At 65.2% G+C, this 12530-nt stretch carries 11 protein-coding genes; 4 read left to right on the top strand and 7 right to left on the bottom strand.

Annotated elements, in window-relative coordinates:
• Positions 1-50 precede the first annotated feature (50 nt).
• On the top strand, positions 51-1034 hold the full coding sequence (locus tag NO357_RS19305) for a zinc-ribbon domain-containing protein (protein ID WP_306737379.1): 984 nt from the start codon (positions 51-53) through the stop codon (positions 1032-1034).
• Between the two features lie 158 nt (positions 1035-1192).
• Here the strand turns inward: NO357_RS19305 and NO357_RS19300 are convergent, their stop codons facing one another.
• The 6 genes from NO357_RS19300 to argH all read right to left on the bottom strand — a co-directional run bounded on the left by NO357_RS19300 (position 1193) and on the right by argH (position 8790).
• Positions 1193-3877, bottom strand: coding sequence for a TIGR02302 family protein (locus NO357_RS19300; RefSeq protein ID WP_376744405.1), 2685 nt, complete (start codon positions 3875-3877; stop codon positions 1193-1195).
• 4 nt (positions 3878-3881) lie between these two features.
• Positions 3882-5147: a diaminopimelate decarboxylase gene (gene lysA / locus NO357_RS19295; RefSeq protein WP_306737378.1), complete on the bottom strand. Its 1266-nt coding sequence runs from the start codon at positions 5145-5147 to the stop codon at positions 3882-3884.
• 116 nt (positions 5148-5263) lie between these two features.
• Positions 5264-6787 carry a calcium-binding protein gene (locus NO357_RS19290; RefSeq protein WP_306737377.1) on the bottom strand — a complete coding sequence of 508 codons (1524 nt, stop codon included), beginning with the start codon at positions 6785-6787 and terminating at the stop codon, positions 5264-5266.
• Between the two features lie 172 nt (positions 6788-6959).
• The gene (locus tag NO357_RS19285; RefSeq protein ID WP_306737376.1) at positions 6960-7130 is read right to left on the bottom strand and encodes a hypothetical protein; all 171 of its coding nucleotides are present in this window, start codon (positions 7128-7130) and stop codon (positions 6960-6962) included.
• A gap of 146 nt (positions 7131-7276) precedes the next feature.
• Positions 7277-7402: a hypothetical protein gene (locus tag NO357_RS19280; RefSeq protein WP_306737375.1), complete on the bottom strand. Its 126-nt coding sequence runs from the start codon at positions 7400-7402 to the stop codon at positions 7277-7279.
• Positions 7399-8790, bottom strand: a complete 1392-nt coding sequence (gene argH / locus NO357_RS19275; RefSeq protein WP_306737374.1) for an argininosuccinate lyase — start codon at positions 8788-8790, stop codon at positions 7399-7401. Before argH ends, NO357_RS19280 begins: the two co-directional genes overlap by 4 nt.
• A 28-nt stretch (positions 8791-8818) precedes the next feature.
• On the opposite strand from argH, the gene NO357_RS19270 reads away from it, so the two are divergent.
• The 3 genes from NO357_RS19270 (at position 8819) to NO357_RS19260 (ending at position 10812) form a co-directional block, all read left to right on the top strand.
• Positions 8819-9415: a TlpA disulfide reductase family protein gene (locus tag NO357_RS19270; protein WP_306737373.1), complete on the top strand. Its 597-nt coding sequence runs from the start codon at positions 8819-8821 to the stop codon at positions 9413-9415.
• Between the two features lie 66 nt (positions 9416-9481).
• Positions 9482-9880, top strand: coding sequence for a hypothetical protein (locus NO357_RS19265; protein WP_306737372.1), 399 nt, complete (start codon positions 9482-9484; stop codon positions 9878-9880).
• Positions 9877-10812 carry a sterol desaturase family protein gene (locus NO357_RS19260; protein ID WP_306737371.1) on the top strand — a complete coding sequence of 312 codons (936 nt, stop codon included), beginning with the start codon at positions 9877-9879 and terminating at the stop codon, positions 10810-10812. Before NO357_RS19265 ends, NO357_RS19260 begins: the two co-directional genes overlap by 4 nt.
• 86 nt (positions 10813-10898) lie before the next feature.
• Here NO357_RS19260 and NO357_RS19255 read toward each other — a convergent pair whose 3' ends face one another.
• Entirely contained in the window at positions 10899-12485 is a 1587-nt protein-coding gene (locus NO357_RS19255) for a SulP family inorganic anion transporter (protein ID WP_376744407.1), read from the bottom strand.
• Positions 12486-12530: the final 45 nt, after the last annotated feature.

The raw sequence follows: 12530 nt of genomic DNA, 5'->3' as shown, positions 1-12530 counted from the left end.
CAAAAGTAAAAGCCGCCGGATTGGCAGTGAGGGCGGTGATTGGGGGCAAGATGCGGTTGATCTGTCCGAATTGCGGGGCACAGTACGAAGTTCCGGATGACGTGATCCCGGACTCCGGGCGGGATGTGCAATGCTCTAATTGCGGTGACACCTGGTTCCAGAAGCACCCGAGCCAGGACCGGGAGCTTGCCGAAGACCTAGAGCAACCGTTGGACGAAGCCCATTGGGAAACCGAGGCCGCCACGGAGCCGGAATCCGAGCCTGAGCCTGAACCGGAAGCGGAGCCAGAACCGGAACCCGAGCCTGAACCGGAAGCGGAACCTGAGCCGGAGCCTGAACCGGAGCCAGAACCGGAACCGGAACCGGAGCCTTTACCGGAACCCGAGCCCGAACCCGAACCCGAAACGGTGAGCGCCGACTGGGATGGTTTCGAAGACCCCAGGGACGAAAACGCCCCGGCGCCGCAGGCCCGCGACCTCGACCCCGAGGTACGCGAGGTTCTGCGCGAGGAGGCCGAGAAGGAAATGCACGCCCGCGCCGCCGAGGCCGAGGGGCTCGAGATGCAGACTGATCTCGGGCTCGAGGATCCCGGCGACGAGACCAGCCGCCGCGAGCGCGAAGCCCGGCTGCGCATGGCGCGAATGCGCGGGCTCGACGAGGAAGAGGTTTTGGGAGACGAGGCCGATCTCGCCGCCCACGCCTCGCGACGCGATCTTCTGCCCGATATCGACGAGATCAATTCCACCCTGCGCAAGGATTCCGAGCGTGCCGCAGCGGCCGATGGCGGTGCGGATGTCGCGGCAGCGCCAGCGCCGGCCCGGGCCAAGGGCTTCTCCAGCGGTTTCCGCAGCATCCTGCTTCTGGCGGTGGCGGCGATCCTCCTCTACGTGTTCGCCGACAACATCGCCGAGATGGTGCCCGCTGCGGCCGGGGTGCTGGAAAGCTATGTTGGCTGGGTCGATGCCGGACGGGCCTGGCTCGACCAGCAGGTATTGAAGTTGACCGGCTACCTCGACGGGCTGAGTTCGGAATAGACGACGGGGCCCGGGCAGGACGCGACAGCCGGTCCGTCCTCACTCTTTGTTTACACGCGTGCTAGATCGTGGCCCGAGTGGCCGCGTTCGCTCCTTGCCCCAGGCGTCGTGGTGAAGCTGGGCTGCCCCGCAAAAAACGATGCGAAATACTCTGTCCCTCAGAACCGGTCGAGCAGCCGTTCGAGATAGTTGCGCTCCGGCTCCGGCCGGGTCTGTTCGCCCGACCGGCGGCGAATTTCATCGAGCAGGTCGCGGGCACGGCGATAGACGTCTTCGCCCTGTAACATGTTGTCATCCACCCCCGGTGCGCCGCGCATGTTGCGGCCCAGAGGGTCGGCGCGGCGGCCGCCGGCGAGATTGTCGGGACTCTCGCCCTGACCCGGCTGACGTTGCCCCTGTTCGGCCAGCGCCTCGCCGAGATTGCGCATGCCTTCGCGCAGGTTCTCCATCGCCTCGGCCTGTTTGTCGATGGCATCGGCCAGATCATCGCGCCGCAGCGCGTCCTCGGCACCGTCCATGGCCCGACCGGCACGGTCCAGCGCGTCGCGGGCAGCATCGCCGCCCTCGGTGCCTGCCCCCGGCAGCGCCCGGCGCTGCTGGTCGAGTTGCTGACGCAGCGCGCTTTGTCGGTCGGCCAAAGACTGGCCGAGATCCTGCGCCGTGCCGTCACCACCCTGCCCGGGCTGGCCGTCGCGCTGGCCTTGACCCTGGCCTTGACCGGGTTGTTGGCCATCGCCCTGACCTTGGCCCTGGCCCTGGCCTTCATGGCTCTGGCCGCGTCCCAGCCCGCCCGAGCGGCCTTCGTTGCCCTGCGACTGACCAGCGTCACTGTTGGGGTTGAACTGTTCCTGGAGATCGCGGAACGCCTGGTCCGAGAGTCCCTGCTGTTCCCGCAGTGTCTCGCCCAGACCTTCCAAAGCCTGCTGCCCCGGCGATTGCCCCTGCCCGCCCTGGCCTTCGGTGATTCGCATGTTTTCCATCATCTGCTGGAATTCCTCGAGCGCCTGCTGCGCTTCAGCCATGCGTCCCTGCTCCATCAGTTCCTGGATGCGGTCCATCATCCGCTGGATGTCATCCATGTTCATGGTCATCGCATTCTCGTCGCGCTGACCCTGGTCGGGTTGGTCGGATTGGTTGCCGCGGTTCTGTTGCGCGAATTCGCGGGACAGCTGGTCCATATAATCGCGTGTCGCCTCGCGCAGTTCGTCCATCAGCCGGGCGATCTCGGCGTCCGATGCGCCGTTCTTCATCGCCTCGCTGAGACGCTCCTGCGCCTGGCGCATCCGCTCCAGCGCGTCAGCCAGTGTGCCTTCCTCCAATTGCAGTGCCAGCTCCCACAGCGCCTCGGCGATTTCAGCCTGCTGGGCGTCGGTCATGCCATAAGCGGCCATCGACTCGATCCGACGCAGGATCACGCGCAGCCGCAGATAGGTTGTTTCATGCTTGAAAACCCCGTCGGGCCGGTGCGACACCGCCCGCAGGATCTGGGCGATACGGCCGGCGTTGGCGCGGTTCCACAAGAGATCGCGGCGTTGCTCGATCACCGCTGCCGCGAGCGGGTCAAAGAAATGCCGGGCGGCGAGCTCGGTTTCGATCACCGGGCTGATGCCTTCGTTTGCGGCCGCATCGATGGCTGACAGGGTGATCTTCACCGGCAGGTTGGCCCAGGGATGCTCGCTGAAATCCTCGATCAGCACGTCCTCGAACTCCTGCCGGTCGCGGGCGACCGGCATCGGCAGTGGCAACTCGATCGCAGCGCGCGGTTCGGGGTCGGGACCAAGCCCGTGGCGGCGATCTATCCGCGCCAGGTCGAGTTCGATCCGGGCGCGCCCCTCCAGAACCTCGTAATCGTCGCGGGCCGCGAACGGCATGGTGAAGGCGCCCACGGCGCTGGCCTCGGCCGGTCCGGTCGCCTCGATCTCGGGCGCGGCATCGGGGATCATCGCGATTTCCCAGCGCCGCCCGCCCTCGCCCTCGATGGCCAGATGCCCCGAGCGCGTCACGGTAATGTCGGGCGGCTGCGCGGCGGAATCTGCGTTCGCCCGTTCGGGCGCTGTCGGTGCCTCCGAAACGGATTGGCTGATATCAAAGGCCGCAGTGTCGCCGTAGAGACGCAGAGTGATGCGGCTGCCTTTCGGGGCGTCCAGCGCCCCCTCGGGCTGGTCGCCCAGATAGAGCACCGGCAGGCCGGTATAGGCGGGCGGTTCGAGCCAGCCCTCCCAGGCCGGGCCAGCGGCCGCCTGGGCCGCGCCCGCACCGGGGGCGAGCTCGGCCACCGTGCCGACCCGCCACAACGAGCCGAAAAGCAGGGCCACGACAAAGGCCAGCAGCGCCATATAGCGCAATCCGAAGCGGTCGCGCGACGACACCCGCAGGTCTGGAGGCACAGCGCGGGCGGATTCGCTGCGGGCGCGCATCCGCGCTTGGTGCGCCGCCCACACGGCGCGCGAGGCATCATCCTCGGCGCCGATCGCCTGGGCATCGAGCATCGCCTGGATCGGTCGGCCCGGCATGGTCGCATCGAGCCGCGCCAGCACCTCGGTTCGGCGCGGCCAGCGGAACCGCAACGCGCCGCGAACCAGGAACGCGAACCCGAGGATCAGCGCAATCCCGCCGATCCCCCAGGAGATTTCGACGGCGACACGCTCGTGCGCCCCGAGCATCAGCGCCGCCAGCACCACGAAGGCGAGCGACCAGAGCGGCCAGAAGGCATGCGTGACCCGTTCCGCAACAAGCCCCGCCCGCGTCAGGCCGAGCGGCCAACGCAGGCGTTTCAGAGCGTCTTTTCGGGATCGCGGGTCGATCGGCCGGGCTCCTTGCGTCGGGGCCCCGGCACCCACCACGGGGCTAGAGCCACGATGGGATATTATCGCGTTCGATCATCTCTTCCAAGCTGGGACGCGGCCGGATGACGGCGAATTGATCGCCCCGCACCAACACTTCGGGGATCAGCGGGCGGGAATTGTATTCGCTGGCCATCACCGCCCCGTAGGCGCCGGCGCTGCGGAACGCCACCAGATCGCCTTGTTGCATCGCGGTCATCTCGCGGCTGCGGGCGAAGGTGTCGCCGGTCTCGCAGACCGGGCCGACGATGTCATAGGTCGCGGGTTCGCCGCCCGGCACCGGCTCGGCCACCGGTACGATGTCGTGATGCGCGTCATACATCGCCGGCCGCACCAGATCGTTCATCGCGGCGTCGAGGATCAGGAAATTCCGGCCCTCGCCTTCTTTCACGTAGATCACCGAGCTGACCATGATCCCGGCATTGCCCGCCACCAGCCGCCCGGGCTCGATCTCGATCTCGCAGCCGAGATGGCCTAGAGTTTCCTTGATCATCGCGCCATAGTCGCTGGGCAGCGGCGGCACCTCGTTCGAACGGGTATAGGGTATCCCCAGCCCCCCGCCGAGATCGAGCCGGCGGATGTCATGGCCGTCGGCCCGCAACTCCTGCGCCAGCACCGCAACCTTTTCATAGGCCTGGCGGAAGGGTGCGAGCTGGGTCAGCTGCGAGCCGATATGTACGTCGATCCCCACCACCTCGAGCCCCGGCAGGGCGGCGGCCTCGGCGTAGACCTTGCGGGCCTTCGAGATCGGGATGCCGAACTTGTTCTCGCTCTTGCCGGTGGCGATCTTGGCGTGGGTCTGGGCATCGACGTCGGGGTTGACGCGGATGGTTACGGGGGCGACCACGCCCAACTCCAGTGCGACGGCGTTCAACGCTTCCATCTCGGGTTCGGATTCGAGGTTGAACTGGCGGATACCGCCCATAAGCGCTATCCGCATCTCGTCGCGGGTCTTACCGACGCCGGAGAACACGATGCGCTCGCCCGGCACCCCGGCAGCGCGGGCGCGGGCGTACTCGCCGCCCGAGACCACGTCCATGCCGGCTCCGAGATCGCCCAGCAGCTTAAGGATGGCCACGTTCGAGGCCGCCTTGATGGCATAGCAGACCAGGTGGTCGGTGCCGTCGAGCGCCTCATCGAACAACCTGTAATGCCGTTCCAGCGTGGCCGCGGAATAGCAGTAGAACGGCGTACCGACTGCCGCCGCAATGTCACGGACGGGCACGTCTTCGGCATGAAGTTCGCCGTTGCGGTAAAGAAAATGGTCCATCGCGCACTCTCCTGGCTGCGCGAGCCATAGCCGAGACAGCGCGGGCTGAAAACACCTGAAATCGAAACCCTGCGGCCCGGTGCGGCGCCGCACCGGGCGCAGTTGCGTCCACGGCCTCAGAAAATGAAATCGTTGGCGTCGAGATCGCCGATGTTGACGTTTTGCAGCGTGATGGTGTTGCCGCCGCCGGCATCGATCACCACGTCGGCGCCGACCTGGCTCATGTGGCCGCCGGAAAGATCGGCAAAGCTGATGATCGACGCCACGCCGGAAAGGTCGATCTTCTCGGCGTCGTTGGTGGCGGCGAAATCGGTGATCACGTCGTTGCCGAAACCGCCGCCGGCGTCGGAAAACACGAACCGGTCGGCGTTGAGCCCGCCGCTCAGGGTGTCGTCGCCGCTGTAGCCGGTCAGGGTGTCGAAACCGCTGCCGCCGCTCAGCGAGTCGTCGGCATGGCCGCCGTGGAGGATATCGTCGCCGGGGCCGCCGTAGAGCGTGTCCTGGCCGCGCTGGCCCAGCAGGCTGTCGTCGCCCTGGCCGCCGAGGATCTCGTCGAAGCCGTTGCCGCCGAGCCCGGTATCGTTGCCGTCGAAGCCGGAGAGGTAGTCGTCCTCGTTGTCGCCGCGCAGCGAGTCGTTGCCCTCGCCGCCATAGAGCGAGTCGAGCCCGGCGCCGCCATTGAGGCTGTCGTCGCCTTCGAAGCCTTCGAGCACGTTGTCGCCGACATTGCCGGTCAGCACGTTGGCCAGGCCGTTGCCGCGGCCGTTGATATCGTCGGCGCCGAGCAGGGTCAGGTTCTCGAGATTGTCGCCGAGGATGTAGCGGACTGTCGCGCGCACCTCGTCGGTGCCTTCGCCGGGGTTCTCGACAATGAGTGTCGCGGCATCGTCGACGATGAAGGTGTCGTTGCCCGCGCCACCGGAGACATCGCCATTCAGCGTGCCGTTGCGGCCGTCATAGGTGTCGTCACCGCCGCCAAGCAGAACGTCACCTTCCAAGACGCCGGAATTGACCACCGTGTCGTTGCCTGCCCCGCCCTGGATCGAATATTGCGCCCCCTGAATTACCCCGGTGTTGGAAACCTGGCTGATTTCGGCTGCTCCTAGAAAACTCAGGTCGACGCCGCCAAATCCACCGATGATCGTCCCACTGTTGATGACTTCCGGATTGTTTCCAACAAAAAAGACACCGCGGTCCAAAGCGATGATCGAACCGGTATTCAGAACGGTTCCGTTGTCGCCGTTAATCACGACGCCGTTGTCCTCCACCTGTATTGAACCGGTGTTTTCGACCGTTCCGCCGGCTCCATCAATTTGTATGCCGTCGTCTGTCAAGGCCATGATTGTGCCAGCGTTGCTGACGAACGCGTTTTGCGCCAGGCGTATCCCATCCGTATCGCCAATCACCGAACCGCTCTGCGTGATGGTCACGTGATTGTTTGCCGCTGCCCCGCTCGAGTAAACACCAATCGACGTTGCACTGGCCACCAGACCGTTCACGACAAGCGTGCTGTTGGTGAATGTCGCAAAGTCGAAGGCCGCGACGGTGTTCAGAACCTGCGCATTGACGCCCACGACATAAAGCGAGTCGCTGGCCGTCGCGACTGCGCCCGTCGTAGTGTTCAGATTGAAGACTGGCATGGTTTTTCTCCTAGCTTGTTCTCAGGTTTCGAAGATTAGCAGGCATGGTGGAGTGACAAGATTGAAATCTCCTGCATCGCTGGCTGCAACGACGCCTGCTTACGGCAGCACTTCGATAGCATTGCTGACGCCGTATCCGAGTCAATCCCGTCGCCTTCGGTGTCGATGACACCTACGATTGCGAGGTGCCCGCCGCGAAGGGTGACACAGCCCAGAACACCGGCATTTTCGACAGAATGGAGTAGCTGGGCAGAAACCACAAGTCGCCGGCGGCATTGGCATCCACCCCCGTCGCTATGCTGTCGATATGTCGAACGGTCCCGTTTTTCCCTTTCTTGAACATTGCCTCCGGATGGCTGCCGGATACCCGGGTTCGATTCCACAGGACCACCAGCGCGAAAACCACCCTTTGTTTTCGCGATCTGAACGAACAACAAATTGTCCAATTGAAGAATACCACACGATCCACGGCGGCCGCGAGTCTTGAGATCAGAGCAACACAGCGTGATCGACAAGGTGCATCGTAGCCGTCGATTGCGGTGGGATCGGGTCACCATCGGCGCCGCAGCCGGCAAGCCCGAGCGCCAGCAACCCGAGTATCGCGATCCGTTTCATGCCATCCGCTCCCGCCAGCGGGCGATCTGGGCGCGCACCTGATCCGGGGCCGTGCCGCCATAAGACATACGCGAGGCCACCGAGTTCTGCACGCCGAGCACCGAAAAGACATCGTCGGTGATCGCGCCATGCACGCCTTTCATATCGTCAAGCGTCAGATCGGGCAAATCGCATCCACGGGATTCAGCCAACGCGACAAGGCTGCCGGTGACGTGATGGGCGTCGCGGAACGGCATGCCCAGCGCCCGCACCAGCCAGTCGGCCAGGTCGGTGGCGGTGGAAAAGCCGCTGCCCGCCGCCGCCGCGAGGTTGTCGCGGTTGGCGGTCATGTCTTTCACCATGCCCTCCATCGCCGCCAGGGCCAGCATCAAGTTGTCGGCGGCGTCGAAGACCTGCTCCTTGTCTTCCTGCATGTCCTTTGAATAGGCCAAGGGCAGGCCTTTCATCACCGTCATCAGTGCGACGTTGGCGCCGAAGATGCGGCCGATCTTGGCGCGGATCAGCTCGGCCGCGTCGGGGTTCTTCTTCTGCGGCATGATCGACGAGCCGGTCGAGAACCGGTCGCTGAGTGTGACAAAGCGGAACTGGGCCGAGGACCAGATCACCAGTTCCTCGGCAAAGCGCGACAGGTGCATGGCGCATATCGAGGCGGTCGACAGGAATTCCAAAGCGAAATCGCGGTCGCTGACCGCGTCGAGCGAATTCGCCGCGGGCCGGTCGAAACCCAGTTCGCGCGCCGTCATCTCGCGGTCGATCGGGAACGAGGTCCCGGCCAGCGCCGCCGCGCCGAGCGGGCATTCGTTCATCCGTGCCCGCGCGTCCGAAAAGCGCGACCGGTCGCGGCCCAGCATCTCCACGTAAGCCATCATGTGATGGCCCCAGGTCACCGGCTGGGCGGTTTGCAGATGGGTGAAGCCCGGCATGACCCAGTCGGCGCCGGCCTCCGCCTGATCCAAAAGCGCGGCGATCAGCGCCTCGATGCCTTCGATGGCCGCATCGATCTGGTCGCGCACCCAGAGTTTGAAGTCGGTCGCCACCTGGTCGTTCCGGCTACGCCCTGTGTGCAGACGCCCGGCGGGTTCGCCAATGAGAGCCTTCAGCCGGGCCTCGACATTCATATGGATGTCCTCGAGCGCGGTGGAAAACTCGAACCTCCCGGCCTCGATCTCTGACAAGACCGTGAGCAGCCCTTTCCTCATCGCGCTTGCATCGCTATCACTCACGATGCCCGTGGCAGCCAGCATGGCGGCATGGGCCCTCGAGCCGGCAATGTCCTGTGCCGCCATCCGCTGATCGAAGCCGATCGAGGCGTTAATCGCCTCCATGATCGCGTCCGGTCCGGCAGCGAAGCGGCCGCCCCACATTGCATTCGAGGATTTGTCGGTCATGTCGTCTGGCCCGTGAGAAGGATTTGGAATGTCGCGTCCCGCGTTGCTCTATACCGCCCTCGCCGCAATCGCAATTGCCGCCTTGGCTTTCGTGGCCCTGCGCGACCCGGCCCAGCCGATCCCCGAGACGGCATTGAACCACGCCAAGCTGGAAGGGCTGCGCGACGGCACGATGAAGAAGCTCGCCTTCCACGCCAGCGCGAAAACCGCGGGCACAGCGGCCTATGACACCGCAGCCGGCGGCAAGGCGGTCCTGGCGGACCACCAGGGCCGTTACGTACTGGTGAATTTCTGGGCAACCTGGTGCGCCCCCTGCCGCAAGGAAATGCCGGCGCTGGCCGAATTGCAGGCCGAATTCGGCGGTGACGATTTCGAAGTGCTGACCATCGCCACCGGCCGCAACAACCCGGCCCAGATGAAAAAATTCTTCGATGAGATCGGCGTCGACAACCTGCCGCTGCACCGCGACCCGACGCAATCGCTGGCGCGCGAGATGGGGATCCTCGGCCTGCCGGTTACAGTAATCCTCGATCCCCGGGGCCGCGAGATCGCCCGCATGGTGGGCGACGCCGAATGGGCTTCCGACAGCGGCAAGGCGATCATCCGGACACTGATCGAGGGGTGACGCGACGCGACCTTTGACAGGGCGCTTGCTCGCCGGGCTAAATACCGGGCGAGGAGGATCCAGCACATGCCGCTCAGCATTCTCGGGCCGATGGTGGTGATCGGAATCGCCGGAATCGCGATCCTGCTGCACCTGCTGGGGCTGAGCCGCACCGTGACACTCGCCGATAACACTGCGGCCCGCGCCGCCTGGGACGAAGAGTTCGGCAACGAGGATCCGGCCCGGGCCGTGACACTGGCCCACGACGGTCATGCCGCGCTGATCGAGACCGCGATGGGCCGTCCCGGCATCGTCTTCGCGATGGGCGCCGACACCGCCGCGCGGTATCTCGATGGCGCACGGGTGACCCCGATTGCCGACGGCCTGCGCATCGACCTGCCCGATTTCACTGCCCCGCATATCAAGCTCCACCTCGACGCGGGCGAAGCCGCCCGCTGGCCGGACCTGATCGGAGACAACGCATGACGGACCAGATCACCTATCCCGATGTCGTCAACTATGCCGTGCCGCTGTTCATTGCCGCGATCCTGGTGGAACTCGTCTGGATTTTCGTCAAGCGCCGGGGCGGGCGCTACGAGACCCGTGACGCGCTGACCTCGCTGCTGATGGGGGCGGGCAATGTCGCCTCGGGCGTCCTGCTGGGCTTTGTCGCCTGGGGGGTCTACGTCTGGCTCTGGGACTACCGTCTGTTCGATCTCGGCACCGGCTGGATCGTTGTACTGGCCTGTTTCATCCTCGATGACTTGCGCTACTACTGGTATCACCGCATCGCCCATCGCGCGCGCTGGGTCTGGGCCGAACACGTGAACCACCATTCCAGCCAGCATTACAACCTGACCACCGCGCTGCGGCAAAGCTGGACCGGGACGTTCACCGGCATGTGGCTGCTGCGGGCACCGCTGGTGCTTGTTGGGTTCCACCCGGCGATGGTGCTGTTCGTCGGCGGGCTGAACCTGATCTACCAGTTCTGGATCCATACCGAGGCGATCGGCAGGATGCCGCGCTGGTTCGAGGCGGTGATGAACACGCCGTCGCACCACCGCGTGCATCACGGCCGCAACGCCCGCTATCTCGACGCCAATTACGCCGGCGTTCTGATCGTCTGGGACCGGATGTTTGGCACTTTCGTGCCCGAGCTCGACAGCGAGAAACCTGATTATGGCCTCGTCCACAACCTTGGCACCTTCAACCCGCTGCGGGTGGCGTTTCACGAATGGCTGGCGATGTTCCGCGACATGGCGCGGCCGGGGCTCACGCTCAGACAGCGGCTGGCTTATGCGGTGGCGCCGCCGGGCTGGAGCCATGACGGCTCGCGCGCCATGACCGGAGAGATCAAGGCCCGCCACCTCGCCCGCCACCCCGAGGACACCGGCACGCCGGGCTTTGACCGGAACTGACCCCGCCCTTCATCTTGCCCGAAATACTCCCGCCGGAGGCACCCGACCGCGCCGTCGCCGCGACGATCCGCCGTAAGTGCCCGCCATCAGTGCCCGCCGAGTATGCCGGTGCGTACCTCGTAATCCACTGCCAGCGCGTAGTCCGGATCATCGTCGCTGTCGACGATCAGGTGACCGGCCTTGGCCAGCAGCTTGTGGCAGTCGCGGCTGAGGTGGCGCAGTTGCAGTCGCTTGCTGGCCGCCTCGTATTTACCGGCCACCGCCTCGATCGCCTGCAGCGCTGATTGATCGACCACCCGGCTGTCAGCGAAATCGACCACCACCTCGTCGGGGTCGTTTTCGACATCGAACAACTCGGTGAACCCATCTGACGATCCGAAGAACAGCGGCCCCTGCAGCCGGTAAACCTTGGTACCGTTCTGCTGTTCGTAGATATCGGCATGGATGCGGCGGGCGTTGTTCCAGGCATAGGACAGCGCCGAGACGATCACGCCGACGACGACCGCGATGGCAAGGTCGTAAGCCACCGTCACCACCGTCACCAGCAGGGTGACGAAGGCATCGTTCAAAGGCACCCGGGCGAGGATCTTGATCGAATGCCAGGCGAAGGTGCCGATCACCACCATGAACATCACGCCGACCAGCGCCGCCAGCGGGATCTGTTCGATCAGCGGCGAGGCCACCAGGATGAATAGCAGCAGGAACAGCGCCGCTGCGACGCCCGCGATGCGGGTGCGGCCACCGGATTTGACGTTGATCATCGACTGGCCGATCATCGCGCAGCCGCCCATGCCACCGAAGAAACCGGTCACCACGTTGGACGCGCCCTGGGCCAGGCATTCCTGGCTGGCGCCACCGCGCTTGCCGGTCATCTCGCCCACCAGGTTCAGCGTCAGCAGGCTCTCGATCAACCCGATGGCGGACAGGATTATCGCGTATGGCAGGATGATCTCGAAGGTTTCCCATGTCAGGGGCACCGACGGGATATGGAATTGTGGCAGGCCGCCCTTGATCGAAGCGAGGTCACCGACCCGCGGCACGTCGAGCCCCAAGGCGATCACCACGCCCGCGACCACGGCGATGCCCGCCAGCGGCGCCGGCACCAGCTTGGTCAGTTTCGGCATCACCCAGATCACGCCCATGGTCAGTGCAACCAGCCCCAGCATCATCACCAGCGGCAAGCCCGACAACCACTCGCCGCCGCCCATGCCATGGCCGGTGTTCTCCATACTGCCCGGCACCTTGAACTGGGTCAGCTGTGCCAGGAAGATCACGATGGCCAGCCCGTTGACGAAGCCCAGCATCACCGGGTGCGGCACCAGCCGGATGAACTTCCCCCAATGCATCGCCCCCGCGATCAACTGCAGGATCCCCATCAGCACCACCGTGGCGAACAGGTATTCGACGCCGTGATCGGCGACCAGAGCCACCATCACCACCGCCAGCGCGCCCGTCGCCCCCGAGATCATCCCCGGCCTCCCGCCGAACAGCGCCGTGATCAACCCCACCATAAAGGCCGCGTAAAGCCCCACCAGCGGGTGAACGCCCGCCACGAAAGCAAAGGCCACAGCTTCCGGCACCAGCGCCAGCGCCACCGTCAACCCCGACAAGAGCTCGATCCTAACCCGCGACAGGCTCCAGCCCTCTTCGGGCCGCAGTTGCAGATCGGGCATTTCGAGTTTGGCAAAGGCAGAGAGAAAGCTCGATTTCACGGCGCC

This window comes from Marimonas arenosa (assembly GCF_030848945.1).
Taxonomy (GTDB): Bacteria; Pseudomonadota; Alphaproteobacteria; order Rhodobacterales; family Rhodobacteraceae; genus Marimonas; species Marimonas arenosa.
The sequence above is the reverse complement of the archived record's forward strand: the minus strand, read 5'-3'. Positions and strand labels throughout refer to the sequence as shown.

Excerpts from the sequence above, each read along its gene's own strand:
- NO357_RS19305 (WP_306737379.1), top strand. The coding sequence starts at position 51 with ATGCGGTTGATCTGTCCGAATTGCGGGGCACAGTACGAAGTTCCGGAT.
- lysA (WP_306737378.1), bottom strand. The coding sequence starts at position 5,147 with ATGGACCATTTTCTTTACCGCAACGGCGAACTTCATGCCGAAGACGTG.
- NO357_RS19290 (WP_306737377.1), bottom strand. The coding sequence starts at position 6,787 with ATGCCAGTCTTCAATCTGAACACTACGACGGGCGCAGTCGCGACGGCC.
- NO357_RS19285 (WP_306737376.1), bottom strand. The coding sequence starts at position 7,130 with ATGTTCAAGAAAGGGAAAAACGGGACCGTTCGACATATCGACAGCATA.
- NO357_RS19280 (WP_306737375.1), bottom strand. The coding sequence starts at position 7,402 with ATGAAACGGATCGCGATACTCGGGTTGCTGGCGCTCGGGCTTGCCGGC.
- argH (WP_306737374.1), bottom strand. The coding sequence starts at position 8,790 with ATGACCGACAAATCCTCGAATGCAATGTGGGGCGGCCGCTTCGCTGCC.
- NO357_RS19270 (WP_306737373.1), top strand. The coding sequence starts at position 8,819 with ATGTCGCGTCCCGCGTTGCTCTATACCGCCCTCGCCGCAATCGCAATT.
- NO357_RS19265 (WP_306737372.1), top strand. The coding sequence starts at position 9,482 with ATGCCGCTCAGCATTCTCGGGCCGATGGTGGTGATCGGAATCGCCGGA.
- NO357_RS19260 (WP_306737371.1), top strand. The coding sequence starts at position 9,877 with ATGACGGACCAGATCACCTATCCCGATGTCGTCAACTATGCCGTGCCG.
- NO357_RS19255 (WP_376744407.1), bottom strand. The coding sequence starts at position 12,485 with ATGCCCGATCTGCAACTGCGGCCCGAAGAGGGCTGGAGCCTGTCGCGG.